25 protein-coding genes and 1 pseudogene are annotated in these 20,855 nt (G+C 62.9%); 13 read left to right on the top strand and 13 right to left on the bottom strand.

From position 1 onward, the window contains the following. Positions 1-48 precede the first annotated feature (48 nt). A complete protein-coding gene (aglM, locus tag NJT13_RS06405; protein WP_254524741.1) occupies positions 49-1,389 on the bottom strand; it encodes a UDP-glucose 6-dehydrogenase AglM in 1,341 nt (446 codons plus the stop codon). 421 nt (positions 1,390-1,810) lie between these two features. Here aglM and NJT13_RS06400 point away from each other — a divergent pair, with 421 nt between their 5' ends. After that, the gene (locus NJT13_RS06400) at positions 1,811-2,491 is read left to right on the top strand and encodes a carbonic anhydrase (RefSeq protein ID WP_254524740.1); all 681 of its coding nucleotides are present in this window, start codon (positions 1,811-1,813) and stop codon (positions 2,489-2,491) included. Positions 2,492-2,523: 32 nt separating this feature from the next. Here NJT13_RS06400 and NJT13_RS06395 read toward each other — a convergent pair whose 3' ends face one another. From NJT13_RS06395 to NJT13_RS06380, 4 genes are all read right to left on the bottom strand, one after another. Further along, a complete protein-coding gene (locus NJT13_RS06395) occupies positions 2,524-3,333 on the bottom strand; it encodes a formate/nitrite transporter family protein (RefSeq protein WP_254524739.1) in 810 nt (269 codons plus the stop codon). Between the two features lie 239 nt (positions 3,334-3,572). Further along, complete coding sequence (locus NJT13_RS06390; protein ID WP_254524738.1) at positions 3,573-3,890, bottom strand: hypothetical protein; 318 nt, start codon at positions 3,888-3,890, stop codon at positions 3,573-3,575. Positions 3,891-3,921: 31 nt separating this feature from the next. Continuing rightward, positions 3,922-5,196: an RNA-guided endonuclease InsQ/TnpB family protein gene (locus tag NJT13_RS06385; RefSeq protein WP_254524737.1), complete on the bottom strand. Its 1,275-nt coding sequence runs from the start codon at positions 5,194-5,196 to the stop codon at positions 3,922-3,924. Next, positions 5,193-5,348, bottom strand: coding sequence for a DUF2080 family transposase-associated protein (locus NJT13_RS06380; protein ID WP_006067108.1), 156 nt, complete (start codon positions 5,346-5,348; stop codon positions 5,193-5,195). The genes NJT13_RS06385 and NJT13_RS06380 overlap by 4 nt, the downstream gene beginning before the upstream one ends. 53 nt (positions 5,349-5,401) lie before the next feature. Between NJT13_RS06380 and tnpA the strand changes: the two genes are divergently transcribed. Beyond that, on the top strand, positions 5,402-5,800 hold the full coding sequence (gene tnpA / locus NJT13_RS06375; protein ID WP_254524736.1) for an IS200/IS605 family transposase: 399 nt from the start codon (positions 5,402-5,404) through the stop codon (positions 5,798-5,800). Positions 5,801-5,972: 172 nt separating this feature from the next. On the opposite strand, the gene NJT13_RS06370 is transcribed toward tnpA, so the two are convergent. The 4 genes from NJT13_RS06370 to NJT13_RS06355 form a co-directional block, all read right to left on the bottom strand. Then, positions 5,973-6,593 (bottom strand): flavodoxin domain-containing protein, encoded by a 621-nt coding sequence (locus NJT13_RS06370; protein ID WP_254524735.1) that lies wholly within the window; start codon positions 6,591-6,593, stop codon positions 5,973-5,975. A gap of 450 nt (positions 6,594-7,043) precedes the next feature. Further along, on the bottom strand, positions 7,044-7,820 hold the full coding sequence (locus NJT13_RS06365) for an SDR family oxidoreductase (protein ID WP_254524734.1): 777 nt from the start codon (positions 7,818-7,820) through the stop codon (positions 7,044-7,046). A 38-nt stretch (positions 7,821-7,858) separates the two neighbouring features. Then, positions 7,859-8,536, bottom strand: coding sequence for a helix-turn-helix domain-containing protein (locus NJT13_RS06360; RefSeq protein ID WP_254524733.1), 678 nt, complete (start codon positions 8,534-8,536; stop codon positions 7,859-7,861). A 302-nt stretch (positions 8,537-8,838) separates the two neighbouring features. Next, on the bottom strand, positions 8,839-9,207 hold the full coding sequence (locus NJT13_RS06355; RefSeq protein ID WP_254524732.1) for a winged helix-turn-helix transcriptional regulator: 369 nt from the start codon (positions 9,205-9,207) through the stop codon (positions 8,839-8,841). 153 nt (positions 9,208-9,360) lie between these two features. On the opposite strand from NJT13_RS06355, the gene NJT13_RS06350 reads away from it, so the two are divergent. From NJT13_RS06350 to NJT13_RS06320, 7 genes and pseudogenes are all read left to right on the top strand, one after another. Further along, positions 9,361-9,768: a DoxX family protein gene (locus NJT13_RS06350; protein WP_254524731.1), complete on the top strand. Its 408-nt coding sequence runs from the start codon at positions 9,361-9,363 to the stop codon at positions 9,766-9,768. Between the two features lie 120 nt (positions 9,769-9,888). Further along, complete coding sequence (locus tag NJT13_RS06345) at positions 9,889-10,137, top strand: Rdx family protein (RefSeq protein WP_254524730.1); 249 nt, start codon at positions 9,889-9,891, stop codon at positions 10,135-10,137. 582 nt (positions 10,138-10,719) lie between these two features. Beyond that, positions 10,720-11,124 carry an ArsR/SmtB family transcription factor gene (locus tag NJT13_RS06340; RefSeq protein WP_254524729.1) on the top strand — a complete coding sequence of 135 codons (405 nt, stop codon included), beginning with the start codon at positions 10,720-10,722 and terminating at the stop codon, positions 11,122-11,124. 23 nt (positions 11,125-11,147) lie between these two features. Beyond that, a pseudogene (locus NJT13_RS06335) lies at positions 11,148-11,270 on the top strand (low molecular weight phosphatase family protein); the annotation flags it as partial. Continuing rightward, on the top strand, positions 11,263-12,111 hold the full coding sequence (locus tag NJT13_RS06330) for an arsenite methyltransferase (RefSeq protein ID WP_254524728.1): 849 nt from the start codon (positions 11,263-11,265) through the stop codon (positions 12,109-12,111). The pseudogene NJT13_RS06335 and the gene NJT13_RS06330, both read left to right, overlap by 8 nt. After that, a complete protein-coding gene (locus NJT13_RS06325; protein ID WP_254524727.1) occupies positions 12,108-12,566 on the top strand; it encodes an arsenate-mycothiol transferase ArsC in 459 nt (152 codons plus the stop codon). Before NJT13_RS06330 ends, NJT13_RS06325 begins: the two co-directional genes overlap by 4 nt. Positions 12,567-12,574: 8 nt before the next feature. After that, positions 12,575-13,630 carry a DUF7973 family transport facilitator gene (locus tag NJT13_RS06320; RefSeq protein ID WP_254524726.1) on the top strand — a complete coding sequence of 352 codons (1,056 nt, stop codon included), beginning with the start codon at positions 12,575-12,577 and terminating at the stop codon, positions 13,628-13,630. 812 nt (positions 13,631-14,442) lie between these two features. Here NJT13_RS06320 and NJT13_RS06315 read toward each other — a convergent pair. Together NJT13_RS06315 and NJT13_RS06310 are read right to left on the bottom strand one after the other, a co-directional pair. Further along, entirely contained in the window at positions 14,443-14,778 is a 336-nt protein-coding gene (locus NJT13_RS06315; protein ID WP_254524725.1) for a chorismate mutase, read from the bottom strand. Beyond that, the gene (locus NJT13_RS06310; RefSeq protein WP_254524724.1) at positions 14,775-15,647 is read right to left on the bottom strand and encodes a shikimate kinase; all 873 of its coding nucleotides are present in this window, start codon (positions 15,645-15,647) and stop codon (positions 14,775-14,777) included. The genes NJT13_RS06315 and NJT13_RS06310 overlap by 4 nt, the downstream gene beginning before the upstream one ends. A gap of 129 nt (positions 15,648-15,776) precedes the next feature. On the opposite strand from NJT13_RS06310, the gene NJT13_RS06305 reads away from it, so the two are divergent. Beyond that, complete coding sequence (locus NJT13_RS06305) at positions 15,777-16,208, top strand: DUF5796 family protein (protein ID WP_254524723.1); 432 nt, start codon at positions 15,777-15,779, stop codon at positions 16,206-16,208. Then, on the top strand, positions 16,208-16,453 hold the full coding sequence (locus NJT13_RS06300) for a DUF7508 domain-containing protein (protein WP_254524722.1): 246 nt from the start codon (positions 16,208-16,210) through the stop codon (positions 16,451-16,453). The genes NJT13_RS06305 and NJT13_RS06300 overlap by 1 nt, the downstream gene beginning before the upstream one ends. Before the next feature lie 61 nt (positions 16,454-16,514). Here NJT13_RS06300 and NJT13_RS23170 read toward each other — a convergent pair whose 3' ends face one another. Both NJT13_RS23170 and NJT13_RS06295 read right to left on the bottom strand, forming a co-directional pair. Continuing rightward, positions 16,515-16,649 carry a DUF7128 family protein gene (locus NJT13_RS23170; RefSeq protein ID WP_256549415.1) on the bottom strand — a complete coding sequence of 45 codons (135 nt, stop codon included), beginning with the start codon at positions 16,647-16,649 and terminating at the stop codon, positions 16,515-16,517. A gap of 89 nt (positions 16,650-16,738) precedes the next feature. Next, positions 16,739-17,641, bottom strand: a complete 903-nt coding sequence (locus tag NJT13_RS06295) for a ribonucleotide-diphosphate reductase subunit beta (protein ID WP_254524721.1) — start codon at positions 17,639-17,641, stop codon at positions 16,739-16,741. Between the two features lie 87 nt (positions 17,642-17,728). On the opposite strand from NJT13_RS06295, the gene NJT13_RS06290 reads away from it, so the two are divergent. Then, positions 17,729-18,361, top strand: coding sequence for a helix-turn-helix domain-containing protein (locus tag NJT13_RS06290; protein WP_254524720.1), 633 nt, complete (start codon positions 17,729-17,731; stop codon positions 18,359-18,361). 92 nt (positions 18,362-18,453) lie between these two features. Further along, positions 18,454-20,694, top strand: a complete 2,241-nt coding sequence (locus NJT13_RS06285; RefSeq protein ID WP_254524719.1) for an AAA family ATPase — start codon at positions 18,454-18,456, stop codon at positions 20,692-20,694. Positions 20,695-20,855: the final 161 nt, after the last annotated feature.

The raw sequence follows: 20,855 nt of genomic DNA, 5'->3' as shown, positions 1-20,855 counted from the left end.
ACTCCGGGTCGGCCCCTCGGAGAACGACCGGGTCGCCTCGTCGTCGAACTACCAGGTGAGTCCCTCGTAGACCTCGAGGGCGGACTCGTCGACGTCGATCCGCCGGCCATCGACGACGATCGATCGAGTCATGCCCTCGAACGACAGGTCGTCGAACGCCGGCCAGTCGGTCGCGACGACGGCGCCGTCCGCGCCCGCGAGTGCGCCCTCGGCCGAGTCGGCGTACTCGACAGTCGGGTAATCGGACCGAACGGCTTCGATCGCCACCGGGTCGTACGCGACGACCGTCGCATCCCGCTTCTGGAGGTGGTCGATCACGTCGAGCGCGCGCGACTTGCGGACGTCGTCGGTGCCGGGTTTGAACGACAGGCCGAGGACCGCGATGCGGGCCCCCTCGAGGTCGACGTGGGGCTCCAGCAGATCGACCAGTCGCCGCGGCTGGGCGTCGTTGACAGCGACGACCGCGTCGAGCAGTTCGGGCTCGTAGCCCTGCTCGCGGGCGCCGGCTCTGAGCGCGTTGACGTCCTTCGGGAAACAGGAACCGCCCCAGCCCAGCCCCGAACGCATGAATCGCTCGGAAATGCGGTCGTCGAGTCCTACCGCCTCGAGGACCTCGTAGGCGTCCGCGTCGTACTCCGCTGCGATGTTCCCGAGTTCGTTGACCAGCGAGACCTTGGCCGCGAGGAACGCGTTGTTCGCGTACTTGATGAGTTCGGCCTCGCGGACGTCGGTCTCGACGAGAGTCGCCCCGTCGCGGGCTCGCGGCTCGTCGCCGCTCGCGGTATTCGAAGCGCGACGCGCCTCGCCGTCGAGAATGGGTGCGTACAGTTCGCGAAGGGTGGCCGCCGCCTCGTCGGTTGCGGTCCCGAGGACGACCTTGTCCGGCTCGAGGAAGTCCCGGACGGCGGTCCCCATCCGGAGGAATTCGGGGTTCATCGCGACCTCGATTCCGTCGCCGATGGCGGTCCCCGATTCGGCCTCGAGGATCGGCGCGACGACGTCCTCGGTCGTGCCCGGCAGGACCGTGCTCTTGACCACCACGAGGTGATCGTCGTCTTTGCTCTCGAGCGCGCGACCGAGCGATTCCGCCCCGGCGCGCATGATCGCGAGGTCGAGGCTCCCGTCGTCGGACTGCGGCGTGGGCAGACAGAGGAAGGTGACGTCCGTCGTCCGGATCTCGTCGTAGTCCGTCGTCGCGCGAAGGGACGTGCCAGCGTGAGTTGCGATTCGCTCCTCGAGACCCGACTCGTGGATCGGGGCGTCGCCGGCGTTGATGCTGTCGACGATGTCCGCGTCGATCTCGACGTTGAGCACGTCGTGACCGAGGTCCGCGAGGCAGGCGGCGACGGTCGTCCCGACGTAGCCGCTGCCGACGATGGAGACGTTCATACCTGGGTGACAGGAGAGACGGGGTTGTGAGTGTTGGGTTTGGTCCCCAGTCTCTATCACGGTGTGGCAACTCCGACGGCTGAAGGCGGAGACACCGTTCTTCCTCCTTTCTCCTGAACCGTCGTACACGACCTGCGTCCGTCGTACACGACCTGCGTCCGTCGTACACGACCTGCGTCCGTCGTACACGACCTGCGTCCGTCGCCCCGTTCGGCGTCGCGCTCGAGCGCGACGAACGGGTCCACCCGCACGATTCCCGGCCACCGCGTGACGACCGCAGACCATCGATGAGGACGTGTCTCAGGGTCGGGAATCACCACGAGCAGATCCACGGCCGTCCGACAGCTGAGACGATCCACGGCCGTCCGATTCCCCGTTCCAAACGATTGGAATTATTATCGACGCCGCCGCCGGGGTACGTATGCGCGAGGAATTCATCGAGATGCTGCAACGCAATTCGGACCACGCCGACGCGTTCCAATCCGAATTCGACGACGTGCAGGACTCCCAGCGACCCGACGTCGTCACTGTCTGTTGTTCGGACTCTCGTGTCCTCCAGGATCACATGTGGGGCAACGACGAACCCGGACGAACCTTCACTTGCGGGAACATCGGCAATCGAGTCGTCCAGCTGACCGACGCCGGACGAGTCGTCTCGGGAGACGTGCTCTATCCGGTCGAACACACGGGAACGGAGACGATCGTGGTCGTGGGACACACCGGGTGCGGAGCCGTAACGGCGACCTACGACGCGTTGACCGAGGGCGTCTCCGAGCCCGCGGGAATCACCCACTGCATCGAGTTGCTGAAGCCGTTCCTCGAGTCGGGCGTCGAACGCCTCCCGTCGGACGTGGACCGAACGGACGCCATCAACCGGCTCGTCGAGTACAACGTGGACCGACAGGTCGAGTTCATAGAGGGGAGCGACGACGTTCCCGATGACGTCGACGTGATCGGCGTCGTATACGATTTCCAGGACGTCTACGGCGGTCGCCGGGGGGACGTCCACGTCATCAACGTCAACGGAGAAACGAGCGTCGACGCGCTGCGAACCGAGTACCCGGAGATCGACTCGAGGATCGAGCGGCTCTGGGACTACTGACGGTCGGCGTTCCGCGGCCGTCGAGTGGCCGGTCAGTCGCCACCGCGGACGACGTGGCCGTACTTCAGGATTGCGACGAAGACGCCACCGCCGACCGCATTACCGGCGGTCGACATCGCGAGGAATTTTACGTAGTCGACGACCGTGACGTCCGCCGTGAGGAAGAGTCCGAACAGCACCTCGACGTTCCCGGCGATCGAGTGGGGGAGGTGGAGCAGGCCGATCAACGCGGTGACGAGCCAGATGATGAGCAACCGGCTGATCGTCTCCTGTGCGGCGGCGAGCAGCCACGCCGCTAGGCCCATGAGCCAGCCCGCGAGGATGCCGGCGATGAACAGCCATCTGACGTTGTGAGCGACGAGTTCGTGTGCGATCGTGACGAACGCTTCCGGCGAGGCGACTCCCAGTCCTGGCAACAGGACGACGATGAAGACGGTGAACACCGCCCCGCCCACGACGTTACTGATCCAGACCAGCCCCCAGACTCGAGCGAGATTCTCGAGCGACGCGCGGCCGGCGAGGACGGGCATCACCGCGAGGGTCGTGTGTTCGGTGAACAGCGCGGAGCGGGCGATGATGACGAAAATGAATCCGACGGCGTAGGCGTTCGCCAGCAGGAGTTCCGTGCCGAGTTCGCCGTAGCCACCGTCGGAGAGCGTGAGCAGGACCGCCATGAGCAACGGTCCGAACCCGATGTCGAGACCGGCCGAAAACCCCGATAGCAAGAGCCCCTCCGTTTCGCGCTCCATCTCGTGTTGCCCGGCCTCGATGGCGGACTTGAGGATGGCCCTCGACGGCGTTTGCTTGCCGACGACGGGCGGCTCTGGATCCGAATCAGCCACGCTATCCACCGTCCTGCACTGGGATGTCGGTGACGCAGTTCTCGAGCCAGGCCATATCAGTTAGTTCGGATCGGAGGCGGAAGAAATATGGGCTGCTAGTGGTTCACAGAGCCTCTTATTTCGTCCCCTCCCGACGGGTCGAAAACGGCGAGTACGACGACGGGACACCGAGGCGATCGACGACCGCGCACGCCGACCACATCCGATTCCGACGATCGCAGATCCCCACAGGTTGCCGGTTACGCCTCGGTCTTGGTTTCGGTCGTCGAATCGACCGGCGGCCGATTCGACTCCGGACCGATCGCGAGGAAAAACCGAACGAGTAGGAGTGTGCTAAGGAGGGTCAACGCGGCGAAGATACCGATTTGCGCCACCGGAACCGGGTGCCCGTCCCGGATCATGAAGACCGCCATCGCCAACACGGCCCCGCCGAGCGTTGCGATTTTGACGAGAAGGACTGCGGTGAACGCGTATCCCCACGGTCGCTGGTTCCAGAGCCAGTACGCCGAGAGCGCGGCGCCCGGCACGACCACACCGAGGTCCAGCGAGTGAACCACCTCGGGGTCACGCCCCGAGGCTTCCCGTGGTTTAGTCGGACACTCCCATCCGACCATCGGCCTGATAGCCTCGAACGGTCGGCTGGGTCACGGTCGGGGCGTCCACGGCCCCCGATGCCTGCCGTCGCACCTTCCGAACAACGGGGAGGCTGTTGAGAGCAGGCACATTCCAATCGAGTTTCTTCACACCTTTCACGGCGATATTGACGCTTGCACCACGGTCACTGTGGTCTTGATGCTCACAGTCTTTACACTTGAATCGCTTCTTGTTGCGGTTCGCTCGCTCCGTGTGTCCACACATTGGACACCGCTGGCTGGTGTACTCAGGGTTAATCCACGCGGTCGGGATGCCCTCAAACGACGCCTTGTACGACGTGTAGTATTGAAGGGCGCGGAACGGGAGGTGGTGCAAACGTCGATTCATCCGCGTACCGTAGTCGATACTATCGCGCATCTCTTTGAGGTCTTCAAAGACGATACACGGCTTCTCGAACTGACGGCTCCACTCCACGATGTGACGGCTCACCTTGTGTAGTCGGTCACGAACGAACCGTTCCTCGCGCCCTTCGAGCGTGTCGTGGATACTGCCTTTCCCCGCGTTCTGCACGCGCTTTCGCATCGTGAAGTAGCGGTGGCGCTCGAACTTGATTTCGGGGAAGTCGATAACCAACGTGTCCTCGACGCCATCTTCGGAGAGGGCGGTGAGTGCCACGTTGTCCTCGTTCACGTCCACGCCGATGACCGTCCGTGAGTCGTGCTTGTCTCGAACGGTCTGCTCGGTGTTGGTGACGTTGACGTGCAACTCGGGGTTGTCGTCGTGGAACAGGGCTTCTGCCGTCCCAATCTTCCACTCGTCACTTTCGAGGGCAGTCTTGAGAATGTCGAGGTGGGCGTCACTCCCGTCGAGGACGCCCTTAACGTGCTTGTAGGGTTTCGCGCTGATACGGAACGCTACGTCGCCGTTGTCGGTGAGAGACAAATTGTATCCTTCCTCGTAGTTCGCACGAAGCGGGTACGCACCGTCCTTAGTGTGACTCGGAAGTCCGAAGTCGTCGTACTCGTAGTAGTTCTCCATCGCACTGAGTGCCTTCGCACCGACGCGCTGAGTCGTGTTCTTCACGAGGTTGGCGTCATCGGCCACGCGGTCGGGAATTGCGTCCCAGTCCACGCCACCTTTGGCGAGACGGATGGTTTCGTTGTACACCTCGCGGGCTTCGAGTGTAGCGTCGTACAGCAGGCCCTCGTTGTCACTCTGGATGTTGAGTTGGAAGTCAAGCGTCTTGACGAGAGCCTGTTCGTCGGTCATTCTTCGTCTTGTTCGGTTGGTTCTGAGGTTCGGACGACTTTCACGTCGGCTCCACGCCAGCGTTTGGGGACGGTGACGTGGGCACTGTTCCCGAATGGTTTGACCTCGCCGTCGAGAACTTCCTCGCCGTCGATTTCAAAGCGATTCACCATACCTGTGTATATATTTTGTATATACTTAACTGTGTTGGTGGTGTGGGTTCGATATGGGGGAGAAGCGGTCGAACGATACGGTATACAACGTCAACTACCATTTCGTGTGGTGTCCGAAGTACCGCCACGTGATACTCGAACCAATCGAGGAATCTCTGGAGGAGGGTGTCCGCAACGTGTGCGACGAGTACGGGTACGAGATACTGTCGCTCCACAGTTCTCCCGACCACGTACACCTATTCGTCTCTGCCCACCCGAAGCACGCACCGAGCAAGATTGTACGAACCGTCAAGAGCATCACGGCACGGGAAATCTGGAACCAGCACGAACCGTTCTTGGAGGACTACTTGTGGGGCGGTGGATTCTGGGAGGAATCGTACTATGTGGGGACAGCAGGCGATGTTTCGACCGACACGATTGAACAGTATATCGAGCGAACGGAACACGTTTAGCCGTGCGTACGGCCTTCACCCTCGGGGTCAAGCCCCGAGGCACTCGGCCTGCTCCGCCTGTAGAAGCCCGGAACGAACAATCCGACGAGCGTCGCAACGATTGTCAGTGCCAGCGTCGCGACCGTTGCGAGGATGGACGAACGCGGGGGTCAGCATCCGCTTCGAGACGCAGTCATTCGAGCGTCTCCTCGCCACTCGAGTCCACGTTACTCGGGTCGGCGTCCCGTGGATCGGCCGGTCGCACGCCGAGGCGACTCTCGACGAACGCGGCGTAGTCGGCTGCGAAGGCGTCGACCTCGTGCCAGTCTGTGTACTCGTAATCCCGTGACGTGTCCGTATCCCCGGTCGCATCCCCGGCGATTCGCTTCATTAGCAGCCGTTTGAGAAAGCCGTACTTCGAGTAGCGGAGCGCGCCGCCGAAGAGCCCGATCCGGTCGGGGTGCCAGCCCGTTTCCTCGAGGAACTCGTCGACGTAGCCGGCAGCCTCGGCCTGTCGCGTCTCGTCTGCGACCGCCGACGACATCGACAACTGAAAGAACGCGGTCGGCCTGGACGCCAGTGCGTCCCGGTTTGCCTCCACGAAGTCCCGAACGGCCGACTGGTGTTTCCCCATGTGTATCGAGGCGCCGATACAGACCGCGTCGAACCCGTCGACCTCGAGGTCGGGCGGGAGTTCCTCGGCGTCGATCGCAGTCGCGTCGTGGCCGCGTTCGTCGAGGACGTCGGCGATACGATCGGCGACCGTCGCGGTCTGTCCCTCTCCAGTTCCGTACGGGATGAGAATCGAAACCATGAGAAGTTACTAGCAATACGCCCGTCGAGCCGATAAAGGGATGGCCGCCGTCCCACTATCGGGGACGTCTCGGTCCGGTCGCAATACCGGATCGAACGTGCGAAGGCCACCGATTCGGGCGAGCGCTCGCAGTACCGGACTCGGGGACCAACGCCACGCTGATCTCCTCCATCCCCGCTCGAGCGGGTGGCACGCGGCGACGGATACCGAAAGCCCGCGGCGACAGCGCCACCGTACCCGTGATCGCTGACGAACGGAAATCCGTTCGTGAAACGGGCGTTCGCCGTCGGTTCCGCGTCGTTCCCGTGCCTCGGAACTGAAACGGAGAGACGCGAGCCCCGTCACGATCGTGCACCGGTTGCTGAACGCCGACTGTCCGTACGGCGGCCGGGAACGTCGAGCGGCCGGGGACGTCGATACGGAGGCGGAGATGGCGGTGGCGCGTCCGGCCTACGTCTGGCCGGTCGGCGTGACGAGGAGTTCGTTCACGCTCACGTGTTGGGGTTGCGTAGTCGCGAAAACGATGGAACGGGCGATGTCCTCCGGTGAAAGCGTGGGCATGTCCATCTCGGCGAACTGTTCCAGTATCTGTTCGTCGGTGATGTGGGTCGGGAGTTCGGTGTCGACTGCACCGGGTTCGATGACGGTCGTCCGGATCCCGTCGGTCGTGACCTCCTGTCGAAGCGCTTCGGTGAAGGCATTCACCCCGAACTTCGTCGCGTTGTACCCGCTGACGGTGGCCGATGCTCGACGGCCCGCAACCGAGGAGACGTTCACGATGTGGCCCGCGTCCTGCTCTTGCATGAGCGGAAGCACGGCGTGCGTGAGGTTCATCAACCCGAGTAGATTGACCTCGACCATCTGCCGGAGGTTCGACCGCTCGGCACGTTCGAGCGGTTCGAGGAGCATCACGCCGGCATTGTTGACGAGGATGTCGATCCGTCCGAACTCGTCGACGACCGTTTCGACCAGCGAGTCGATATCGTCTTCGACGGTTACGTCGGTCGGCACGACGAGTGCGTCGCCACCCGCCGTCTCGATTCGGTCCGCGAGCGCCTCCAGTTCGTCGGTGCGACGGGCCGCAAGGACGACACGCGCGCCTTCATCCGCCAGCGCCGCGGCGGTTTCCTCTCCGATTCCGGAGGACGCACCTGTCACGACCGCAACCGTGTCGTCGAATTGCCACGTTTCTCGAGTCCCGCTCGTCGAAGCTGTCGTTTCTGACATCACGTATCGATACGAGCGTCGGACTGGAGAGCGTCATGCTAATGGGTAAGTTCGTTTAAATACTGCTTCGGCCCAAACAGTTGACCGATGAGTCGGCGCTCGGCCCGACGGAGCAGATCGGACGCGGACGGGGCGGAGATCCCGAGTTCGTCGGCGAGTTCCTGCGTCGTCATGCGACGCAGTGAGTCGTAGTAGCCGCGTGAGAACGCGACCGAGAGCGCCGTGTACTGTCTCTCCGTGAGTCCGAAGGTATCGCGTTCACCGGGACGTTCTGGATCGGCGGCGATAGTCAGCAACTCGAACGGGATGTCGTGGATCTCACATCGGTCCCGAAGGTGTCTGAACGCCTCGTAGTCCGAGAACACCTTCGACTCCTGTACTCCGTCGCCGGTAACCGTCGCGTCCAGGAGGACACCTTCGAATTGCTCCGGATCGTGGGAGGCGAAGAGATCGGATCCGCTGTCGATGGTCACCTGGTAGAACCATCCATCCGCCGTCTGCCCGACCTCCGCCGTGTCGACGACCTCCGATTGGGCGTCTACTCCGCGCTCGAAGGCTTCACGCGACTCGTCGTCGACGCGGACCGTGAGAAGGTAGTGGCCGTCTTCGAGGGCCACCGAGTCAGAGACTGCGATCTCTCCGCTCGGAATCGAATTCGCGAGGCCGACTAACGGGAGCGTGTGATCCTCGAGCAAAATTTCAGCGACGATTGCCATGGCGGTAATTGAAGCCGAGACACATAATCGACGGCGATACGAAACGAATAGTCGGAGCAGTTCACGGTGTGTGACCGTTCGTGTCGAAACGTGCCGGTCAGAGTGGTAGAGACGATGGACGAACGCCCGACCGCGAGGGTGGCTGTGGTCTCGTCTGCGTTCTCGTTCCGGAGCACCGTCTCCAACGTGAGGTACTGAAACGACGCGCGCCGTCAGCAGGGCCTCACACCGACAGGGGCACCCCGACTGATCGGTTCCCGCTTCTCATCGGAGGCGTGTCTCACTCAGAATCGCGTTTGGTGTTAGTCACGGGACGATGTTTCCCGAAGATACCCGTTGCCCCATTCGTCCATCGCTTCGATCACCGGCTCCAGCGAGGCTCCGTGTTCGGTCAACGAATACTCGACTCGGAACGGTTTTTCGCTCACGATCGCGCGATTCACGAGCCCGTTCTCCGATAAATCCTCCAGACTGCTCGAGAGTACGGTGGCGGAGATGTCGTCGATTTCGGCCTTGAGTGCGTTGAACCCGAGCGGACCTCGTTCGAGCAATCGATGGACGATGACTGGATGCCATTTCTTCCCGATAAGATGGGCCGTACACGTTACTGAACACCAGTCGTCGTCGGCACACCACGACGCGACACACGTTTTTTCGACTTCGTTACTCATTCCAACCAGTGCGTACTGAACGCGGCGGTATTATTACCATACTACTAACACAGTGTTCCGCAGCAGGTCCTGTTTCAGTAGTCGATACGGAAACCGGACCCACTCAGTCACGCCTTCGCTTACCCTTATTCGATTTCCTGCTCACCAGCCCCTATGGACGACACATATACGGATCGCGTGCAGACGATTCGCCGGTCGATTCCGGGCTGGGTCCTCGTCTGCCTTCGTCTCCTCCTCGCCGCACTCGTTGCGAGACCAGCCCTGAGCAAATTCCTCACGTACGGAAGTTCGGTTGCCTTCTTCGATGCGTACGGGATACCTGCGCCGACGGTCATGGTCGTCGTTGCAGGAATCGTCGAAGTGGGCGCGGTCGTGCTCCTCCTCGTCGGAGTTAAAGAGCGACTCGCTGCCGTCTCGCTCGTCCCAGTGATGCTCGTCGCGATAGTGTACGTCGGCCCGGATTGGAAGAACCTCGGCGTATTGATCGGTGCTCTCGCGGTTCTGATCGTGGAACGTGACCCCGATTCCCTCCGGCAGTTTGCCGGACAGATACTCGGTTAGGTTTCCCTCGCCGGCGGAGTCTCGCACAACGCCAATCGATGAGCGATAGGTTAGGTCTCGGTAACCTGCTCAGTGAACCCTTGTCCTAGCCTTATGGCGACATGAGTCCACGAGAGAGACGTGACAACAGTCGAAATCGAATACTGTGTTCCCTGTGGACTGCTCGATCCAGCGATCGAGACCCAGACCCGACTCCTCGACGAATTCGGACAGGAGTTAGAGGGTGTGACGCTCGCTCCGAGCCATGGCGGGGTGTTCACCGTCACTGCCGACGGTGAGACGATCTGGGACAGAGCCGTTCACGGCATCGAATTGGACCTCGAGGTCATCGTCTCGTCGGTCGACGACAGACTCTCGACGGACGCCTAATCGCCTCACGTTCCACCTTGCGAGTCGGTACAGCCGAGTGCCGTGTCCTCTCGAGAACGCTTTCAGTCACCGAACGTCCTTCGATACTTCGGAGTCGATAGTATATGCGTTTTCGTAATCGAAGTAGCGGTGAGTCGTGTCTCGCAACGATTCATCACGCGACGTCGTGTGTTCGCTGACTGAGCAACGCGAGAGTCAGACTATCACGGGTCCAGACGGACTCGCCGGCTATTCCCTGCCGATCCGGTCGACCGTCCGGAGGCGCAGTAGACGTCGACCGAGTTTGTCGTCGCCGACGGTCTACGGACGGAGCAGGCCGAGTGCTTCGGGAGTCATCCGAAAATCGAATCTCTCCGAGATCACGAGAATTGGAGATTCTCGAACGACCTGACCTCGAGGTGTTTCACGCGCCGTCACACCACCAGATTCGAGCGACCCGCGTCTGAATTTCACCGAGGTGGTGGCCGCCAGAGAAACGGAAGCGCCTCGAGCCACGAAGTGTGCTGCGAGGGTACAGACACTTGTAGAGGCTCGTACAAGCCTCCGAAAAGGATATATGAGGAGTTGTTCAATTAATCAAGCGTGACTCGAGACACGACCAGGCTCCGGCGCTATATCGAAGACGATGTCGGCGACTGCTGTGACGCGGACGTCGAGGCGAGATTGAACGACCTCGTCTCCCTCACGGCGGCGATTCCGGAGGATTACGAGCGGGACCTAGCCGCGCTGAAGGCCCTCGGAAACGAGACTCGCTATCGGATCGTTCGGCTCCTCGCCGCCGCTGAAGACGAACTCTGTGTGTGCGAAATCACACCGGTGTTCGACGTAAGCGAGAGCGCCGTCAGTCACGCGCTCTCTGATCTTGCCGACGCCGGGCTCTTGACCCGGCGAAAGGAGGGAACGTGGCGATACTACCGAACGACCGAGAGTGCCGATCAACTGGTTGAAGCGCTCGACGTCTCACGAGGAGATACTAACCAAAAATGATCGACAATTCGGACACGTTTGCGGGCGTGGAGGTTCGTGATTGGGCACTCGACGACCCGAGCGGACGAGACATCGACCGTGTCAGGGAGATCCGGGACGAAATCACGGAGCTATTCGATGAAATAGAGGCGAATCGTGATGAGTGAGGAATCGACGGCATCAGCCGACGAACGCGGAAACCTCGACGCCGCAGAACAGCGACGTGCCGTTCGCAATCGGTACGCTCGAATCGCCACCGCATCCGGAGCGAACGCGGACTGTGGCACCGACTCGGGTAGTTGCTGTGACGATGACACTGCTGAATCAGGGTCCCAGAAACTCGGCTACGAAGACGCTGATCTGAACGCGGTGGAGGAGGGTGCCGACTTGGGGCTCGGGTGCGGGAACCCGACGGCTATCGCGTCACTCGACGATGGTGAAACGGTCCTCGACCTCGGGTCGGGGGCTGGATTCGATTGTTTCCTCGCGGCCCGCGAGGTGGGCGAGTCGGGACGGGTGATCGGCGTCGATATGACCCCCGAGATGGTAGATAAAGCACGAGAGAACGTCGTGAAGAACGACGCGACGAACGTCGAGTTCCGCCTCGGCGAAATCGAACACCTCCCCGTCTCGGACGAAACGATCGACGTCGTCATCTCGAACTGCGTCATCAACCTCTCGCCGAACAAAGCGCAGGTATTCCGCGACGCGTATCGGGCGCTTCGCCCGGGAGGACGCCTGGCTGTCTCGGACGTCGTGATGACGGCCCCCGTTCCGGACGAGATTCGAGCAGATCCGGAGTCGGTGGCCGCCTGTGTGAGTGGTGCGTCGACCGTCGACGCACTGCGAGAGATGCTGGTCGATGCCGGCTTCCACGACGTCGGAATCACACCGAAAGAAGAGAGCGAGGAGTTCATTCGCGAATGGGACGAGAGCATCGATCTCGACGAATTCATCGTCTCTGCGGCGATTACTGGCCGCAAGCCGGAACGGGATGAAATCGAATGAGTCAGCCGACCGAAGACGACGCGGTCACGGTTGCGTTCGTCTGCGTACAGAACGCGGGCCGCAGTCAGATGGCGACCGCATTCGCCGAACGCGAGCGAGTCCGACGGGGACTCGAAGATCGGGTCCACGTCATCAGTGGAGGAACGGAACCCGCAGACCGGGTCCACGACGTCGTCGTCGAGGTGATGTCGGAGATCGGTATCTCTCTCGAGGACGAGCGTCCGGAGGCGATTACCCACGATGAGACGACGGACGCGGACATCGTCGTCACGATGGGCTGTTCCGCGGAGAACGTCTGTCCGATGACGTGGCGGGGAGACGCCCGCGACTGGGCGCTCGAGGACCCGCACGGCCGGAGCCTCGAGGTAGTACGGGAGATACGGGACGGTATCGAGGAGAACGTCTCGGAACTGTTCGACGAACTCACCGAGACGTTGACCGAACGAAGTGAGTAGCTGATCAGATGAGCGTTTCGGAACTCTGGGCCATCGAGATGGTCGTCGCCGCATTCGCTGGCGGCGCGTTCGGGGCCGCAGTCGGGGCACTCCCCTCGTTTACGCTCGCGGGCCTGATGGTCATCGTCGGCGAACTCTACAAACTGCTGTCTCGCTCGAGCGAATTCGCAGTCGCTTCCATGGACATCACGGGGTCGATCGCCTTTGGCGTGGTTCTCGGGCCACACGTCGCGTTCGGAGGCGGTGCCGCCGCCGTTGCGTACGCCGCGAAGAAGGGGTCTCTCGACTCCGACTTCGAGTACCACCCGGCGAAGGAGGTGACGCGTGGTCTCGGTAGCAAACCGGACGTGCTGGCCGTCGGTGGACTCTTCGGCGTCGTCGGGTACTGGATCGCGACGCTTTCGGCGGCGCTCAGCCTTCCGCTCGATCCCGTTGCACTGGGCGTCGTGGGTTCGGCTCTCGTCCACCGAGGAGTGTTCGGCTACAGTTTCATCGGTGCCGCGCCGCGCCAGTTGTTCGATATGTCTCCGTTCGAGCGCACGCGGCGTAGCGAACCGGGCGAGGTCGCCCGGACCGACGGTGGGCGTTCGGTCGAGCCGTGGTTACCGTATCAATATCGCTGGAGCCACGTGGTGATGCTCGGCACCGTCGTCGGGGTTCTCGGCGGCTATATCGCGTACGTAACCGGGAGCGCCTTCCTCGCGTTCGGCATCAGCGTGGTCGCACTGGCGTTCGTGAACGCGGGCGTTCCCGAAATACCCGTGACGCACCACATGTCGTTACCCGCCAGCACCGCGGTGCTGGCGAGCGTCGACGCACCGCTCGATTCACTGACACCCGCGATCGTCACTGGAGCAATTCCGCTCGGAGAGGTACTGCTGTTAGGTGCCGTGTTCGGTGGTGTTGGGGCCCTTCTCGGAGAAGTTGCACAACGAATCTTCTACGCTCACGCGGACACTCACTTCGACCCGCCCGCGGCGAGCATCGTGGGGACGTCGCTCGTCATCGGCGTCCTTGCGCTGGTCGGTGTGCTTCCGGGTGCCGCGTGGATTCCGCTCCCGTAACCTACCTCACCCTACTCCCTCGGCGCGTACGCGCCTCGGTCCTTGCGGGTAGCGTGGGACCTCCGGTCTCTCTCGTCTTGAGGTCGCAGTCCACCTCGAAGTATGCTGAAAACCCGTTTGGAGTCGCACTTTGCTGACACGGAATATTACACAATTTGCGCTAAACCGGTCTCTCAGGGCCGCTCGTTTCGGCCTACTTGTGGGAGTCTTCCGCGGAGTAACTGCGACCGATTCTTTCGCTGCTCCACTTTGTTCAGGTCTCTGACTCGTGTTACAGATTCCCCCAGAATCGTCGCTTTCTCCATGAGCCGAGGTGTTGGTCTTAATCTGGCACGCCCTGCGGGTGGGTGCGCTCGGGCATCTGTCGTCCATCTACGACGGATTTTCGTGGCACAGATTTGACAAAAACCTCGCAACCGCTATCGGATGGCAAAGAGGCGAGAAAAACTTATCGGGTATGGTAATGTATCTATGCGTATGAAAGAACTCGTCATATTGCTGCTCGGAATCGTCATCGCATACAGACTTCTTCAAGGAATTGAAGAAGCATGGCGCGGGTACCGACGTAAGCCCGAATAATCGGCTTTCCACCTACCTATCTGCCGTTACGCCGTCGGAAATACACGCTTCAATTAACCCTTCTACAGGCTGAGTAGGGCGAGTGCCTCGGGGCTTGTCGCCGAGGTACTTCACTCTATACCTACCACAGGAAGTGCGATACCTTCGAATTGCACACCGCCTATGATCGGACGACTGGCGGAAGAAAATCCCCGACTCAATCCCCCGACAGACTCTCAAAAGGCCGTTATCGGCTACCGACTCTCACGCTGCTCGACCTTGTTCAGTTCGATCAGCAACCGGAAAATCGCCTTGACCAGGTTCGCGTCGACGTCGAACTGCTCGGCGTTGTCGCCCGCGCGGTCCATCACTTGCTGCTCCTGTTTCTCGTCGGTCGTCGGCAGTCCCTGCTCGTCTTTGACCGCTGCGATCGTGTCGGCGACGTAGGTTCGCTGGGCGATCAACTCGACGATCTCCTGATCGATCGCGCGAATCTCCTCGCGGAGTTCGTCGAGGGACATCTCTTCAGGTGTTCGATTCGCGTCGTCCGTTCCGCCGTCCGTTACCGCAGTCACTGACTCTCCTGTCATGTCGTTCGTGTTCCGTCTGTGCGCGTCCCCAGTAATCGTGTCGTTCCGTCCCGCTCGTCCCATCGGTCTCGAACGGCCTCGAGCGCCTCGCGGTCGCCGACGGCGACGTAGCTCGGGCCGGTTCCGGAGAGCGAAACGCCGGTGACGTCCGGAAGCGCGTCGATAATCGGCCCGGTCGAGAACTCGAGTGCGCCACAGAACGCGAAGCCGTTGACGGTCATGGCCTCGCCGTAGCGGCCGTCGAGCGCGAGTTCTTCGACCAGGTCGGCCATCGGTGCGACGCGCTCGCAGGCCGAGACGTCGGCGTCGGCGCTGTAGGACTGCTCGGGCGGCGTGTAGACCAACGCGAGCCAGTCGATCTCCTCGCGGGCGAGTAGCGCGTTGGCCGTGTTGTCGGTTACCGTCACGCCGCCGAGCATGCTCGCGCTGGCGTCGTCGAACGCGCCGGTCACCGTCACGCCGGCGTCGCGGGCCGCCCGGACGCCGAGTCGGCAGGCCTCGATTCGCTCGACAGAGTCGGCAACGGCCAGGGCGTCGAGCGTCGCGAGTACCGTCGCGTTGGCCGCGGCGCTGGAACTCTTCAGTCCGGATGCCATCGGCACCTCGCTCTCGGTTCGAACGCGGGCACCGACGGCTGATTCCCTGAGGCCGGCCTGATCCGCGTATTCGTCGATCGTCATCGACGCACACCGCTCGACGAGCGTCGTATCGGCCTCCGGCTGGTCGGCGACGTCGCCGACGATCGCTCCGTCGTCGGTGAGTTCGACGGTCGCCGTCGTCTCGAGGTCGATCGCGAACGCGGAGCCTGTCCCGGTCGCGAGCGCGTTGAGTATCGTCCCGGCTGCGGGGGCGACAGCACGGCCGTCCATACTCGATACTCTCAGACGGGATACTTACGGCTGACGATCCGCGGGACCCGTTGGCAGGGGAAATCGCCGCGGAGGCGCCCGACCGGGAGAACGCACTTCTTTTCCCCGATCCGGTCGAATGGGCGGACGATGAGCGCGCGCAACAACGTCGCCCCCAGTACGATCGGCGTGGACCTCGTCGACGGCGGCGTCGTCGTCCGGTATCTCGACGGCCGGGACGTGTTCTATCACGGGCCACCCGAACCCGTCGAAAGGACGGTCACGACGCCGCCGGGCAAGGAGGTTCACGTCCTCGTGACCGATCCAGACGGCGTCGAGGGCGTCATGACGTACATCAACGACCGGAATACCCACGACGACATCCTCGAGACGACCGGCGTCGGCCGCGTGATGTTAGAGCGCACGGACGAAGAGCAACTCTTCCCGGGCGTAACGGTCGCGACGGAAGCGTATTCGATCCGCGTCGAGGCCGATCTCTCGGTCGTCGACGGGCGAGTGTTCGTGTTCGCCGAAGACGAGATGAGCGAACACGCCTACGAACTGGTCGCGGAGGGCGACTGATGCCGCTGAAAAAGCCCTGGCGCGACCTCGAGCGAGAGACGATCGGCCACGCCCCGAATCGACCCGGTGTTTACGAACTCGGCGACGAATCGGGGACGGTGCTGGCCGTAGACCACGGCGTCCTCCGCGACGAACTCAAGACAGCGGTCGCCTACGGAGACGGCGACCGCGTCCGGTGGACGGAAACTCACACGCTCGAGCAGGCGCGCGAACTCGCAGCCGATCACCGCGAGCGCCTCGAGTGACGGGGGTGGCAACGGGGCGTCTCACTGTCCGGCGACGAGCGACTGCTCGTCGGCTGACAGGTCACTGGATGTAGGACGGATCGCTGTCGTCGCAGCGCTTCTCGTGTTCTGATGCGTCCGACCGTTCGTCGAAGAGCAGACCGTAGGTCTCACACTCGTACCATATGGTATCCTCGCGTTCTGTCTGGACGACCATGAGAGACGATGGGACACGAACGACAAAAGTCGTTTCTCCGGTGGATGGTCCCGAATCGTCCGATGGTCCGTGTCGCGGAACCGCCGGCGTCAGGCCTCGAGTTCGGTCAGTTCCTCGACGTCCGGAATCTTCTCGCTCGCGGTGGTGATCTGTCGCATTCGCTGTTCGTGTTTGGTGTACGCGTAGTCGGCCAGATCGGACGGACTCGGTCCGGGGCCCGATTCGGCGCTGGCCCTGCCGTCGCCCGTCAGACTCTCCTGGACGAGCGGCACCAGTTCGTCGACCGTCTCTCGGAGGAGGTCGGGGTCGACCGCGCCGCTGCTCACGAGCGATTTGAGTTTCGCCATTCCGAAGCCGACGTGGCGCCCTTCGTCGCTGCGGACCAGTTTGAGTCCCTCGACCAGTCCCGGCAGATCCGGTAGTTCGGGCTCGTTCTCACCGTACGCGAGGGTGAGACCGTAGTAGCCCGTCTGGGCCAGAATTCCCTCGATCGTCAGGTGGTAGTGACAGTGGGCCCTCGCGCGGTTCTCCGGCGTGTCGTCGTCGAGCAGTCGCGCCATCGCTCGCTCGTTGCGCTCGAACAGTTCGTCGTACGGGTCGTTGAACCACCGCTCGTCCGTCGGCGGCGAGAGTTCCTGCCCGCGGCGTTCCTCCTCGGTGTGTACCACTTCACGCCAGTAGCGGTCGAAGAAATCGACGTGTTTGGACTCCTCGTAGAGCTGTGTCGTCAGAAACATCTGGTCTTCGATATCCTCGAGGACGACCGCCAGAGGCGCGAGATCCTCCGTCACCGATTCCTCGCCTGCACCGAACAGTGCGAGTGATCGTTTGAGTCCCTGGAACGCCGGTTCCGAGAGTTCGGACGCGCCCTTCCGGTCCGCCTCGAGATCGACCTCGTGGGGATCCCAGTGTTTCTTGACCGCGTTTCGGTAGTAGTTGTGGGGGCGAATCGTCGTGTCGAGTTGCATCGCGGGGAGTTCGTCGGCGCTCATGCTCGTCCCGATGGTTCGTATCGCGTCGCGATCAAACTGTATCTCATGGACTAGGGCATTTAAGTTCGAATGGGCGAAAGAGCGCCTATGGGCCTCATCGCGGAGTTCCAGCTCAACTCTCCCGATCTGCCGTTGACGGACGCAGTGACGGCCGTTCCGGGGATCACGCTCTACATCGACCGGATCCTCGTCGTCGATCCGGATCGCCCGGTCGTTCTCTGCCGGGCCGTCGGAGCGACCGACGACTTTCCCGAGGCGCTGGCCGACGATCCGACGGTCGGAACGTACACGATGATAACCGATACCGACGGCGGGGAACTGTATCGGATCACGTTGCTGGATCCGCCGCTCCCGATCTATCGAAAATACGTCGAACTCGGGACCACGCCCCTGGGCGGGATCGTAACCGTCGACGGCTGGTGGGGACGGGCACGATTCCCCGACAGGGAGGCGCTCGCAGAATATCGGTCGTTCTGTACCGAGCGGGGCGGGACGTTCAAACTCGAGCGACTGACCCGGGAATCGCCGACCGACGACCCACCCTTCGGTCTGACCCGCGAACAGCACGAGGCGCTCGTCGCGGCCCACGAGTCGGGCTATTTCGCAGTCCCGAGAGAGGCATCGACCGAGGAGATCGGCGATCGGCTCGGCATCTCCGCTCCATCGGCGTCGGAGCGGCTTCGCCGCGGGATCGATCGGCTCCTCGAAAACGCTCTCTGAGTCGCGCTCGAGTGGTCCGGTCGATGCCGAATCTCGGGTCCGTCCCTCGAAACGGGACAATTCTCAAGACGCCTGGGCCGAAAGGAACGATCATGAGTTCGTCGGAATCGGACGGCGTCACGTTGTCGGTGCACGCCGCCGAGAAAGCGGATGCGGGCCGGGGTGTCGCACGGATTCCCGAACCAGCGCGGCGACGGCTCGGCATCCTGAGCGGCGATGCCGTCGTGATCGAGGGCGACGAGTCGACGGTCGCGAAGATGTGGCCGGCCGATCCATCGACCCCCGACGATTCGATTCAGATCGACGGCGATACGCGCGCGAACGCCGGCGTTCACGTCGGTGATACGGTTTCCGTCCGAGCGAAAGATACGTCGACGATCGCAGACGCCGACCGGGTCACGTTGGTCCCACCGCCGGGTCTCTCGGAGAGTCAGCGCCGCGCCGCCGTAAACGGTGCCGCGGAGACCCTTCGTAACCGCCCGGTGCGTGCCGGCGAGCAGATTCGAATCGAAGGGATCGACCAGCAACCGTTCAAGGTCAGCGACACCGACCCCGCCGGCGACGTTCGGATCACGAGCGGAACCTCGATCCGCCTCGCGACCGCCAGCGGGGGCGGGACGGGAGGAGTCACCGAAGGCTCGAGCGACCCGGGTTCCGTCGACGGCGGCCGGTCACGGTCCGAATCGTCGTCTCCCGCTGGCCCCGCCGATACAGGTCCCGCGGTCGAGTCGGACGATACGGGACCCGGGTCCGGCATCACGTACGAGGACATCGGCGGGCTGGACGAGGAACTCGAACTCGTCCGCGAGATGATCGAACTCCCGCTGTCGGAACCGGAGCTCTTTCGACGGCTCGGCGTCGAGTCGCCGTCGGGCGTCCTCCTGCACGGGCCGCCGGGCACCGGGAAGACGCTGATCGCGCGCGCCGTCGCCAACGAAGTCGACGCCGCATTCGAGACGATTTCGGGCCCCGAGATCATGTCGAAGTACAAAGGCGAGTCCGAAGAACAGCTCCGGCGAACGTTCGAGACCGCCCGCGAGAACGCACCGACCATCGTCTTCTTCGACGAAATCGACTCGATCGCGGGCACGCGCGACGACGAGGGGGACGCGGAGAATCGGATCGTCGGCCAGTTGCTAACGCTGATGGACGGACTCGACGCACGCGGCGAAGTGATCGTCATCGGCGCGACCAACCGCGTCGACGCGATCGATCCCGCGCTCCGGCGCGGCGGCCGCTTCGACCGCGAGATCGGAATCGGCGTCCCCGACGAGGAGGGTCGGCGGGAGATACTCGAGGTTCACACCCGGAGCATGCCTCTCTCCGACGATGTCGATATCGACGCCATCGCGCGGCGGACGCACGGCTTCGTCGGGGCCGACCTGGATGCCGTCGCGAGCGAAGCTGCGATGGCCGCAATTCGCGATCGCCCGACCGAGGCCGACGAGCGACGCGAGTGGAACCGGAATCCGACGGTTCGGAAGGCGCACTTCGACGCCGCGCTCGCGTCCGTCGAACCGTCCGCGATGCGCGAATACGTCGCGGAATCGCCGACCATCGACTTTTCGGCCGTCGGGGGGCTCGAGGACGCAAAGCAGACGCTCCGGGAATCCGTCGAGTGGCCGTTGACCTACGATCGGCTGTTCGAGGAGACCAACACGGACCCGCCCTCCGGCGTCCTGCTCTACGGCCCGCCGGGAACCGGAAAAACGTTGCTCGCCCGCGCGCTCGCCGGGGAGACGGACGTCAACTTCGTCCGCGTCGACGGCCCCGAAATCGTCGACCGATACGTCGGTGAGAGCGAGAAGGCGATTCGAGAGGTGTTCGAGCGCGCCCGCCAGTCGGCCCCATCGATCGTCTTCTTCGACGAGATCGACGCCATCGCCGCCGCTCGGGGCGACGGACACGAAGTGACCGAGCGGGTCGTCTCCCAACTGTTGACCGAACTCGACGGAATGCGGGAAAACCCGAACCTCGTCGTCCTCGCCGCGACCAACCGCAAGGACCAGATCGATCCCGCGTTGCTCCGTCCCGGACGCCTCGACACCCACGTGTTCGTGGGCGAACCCGATCGAGCGGCCCGCGAGAAAATCCTGGCCGTCCACACCCGGGACAAACCGCTCGACGAGGACGTCGACGTCTCCGAACTCGCCGCCGAACTCGAGGGTTACACCGGCGCCGACCTCGAGGCGCTGGTCAGGGACGCGTCCATGCGGGCGATCAGGGAGGTCGCGAGCGAACACGATCCCGAAACGGCGAACGAAAAGGCAGCCGACGTTCGGATCGGGCGGCGACACATCGAGGCCGCTCGAGCGGCGACGGATCCCCGGTAGATCGCTCGTCACGCGGGGCGCGACACGGTTACGGAAGTCTTCGGCCGTATCGACCGGAGTCTGTGCCGACGAGACGGTCGCCGACGCTCGAGCGGCAAGATGGCGAGGAAAACCGTAGTCGACCGAATCGATCGACGAAACCGGAAACCGGAGACAGAAAG

Origin of the sequence: Natrinema caseinilyticum (genome assembly GCF_024227435.1) — an archaeon.
GTDB lineage: Archaea > Halobacteriota > Halobacteria > Halobacteriales > Natrialbaceae > Natrinema > Natrinema caseinilyticum.
Note: the sequence above shows the minus strand (reverse complement) of the source record. Positions and strands in the feature narration are given on the sequence as shown.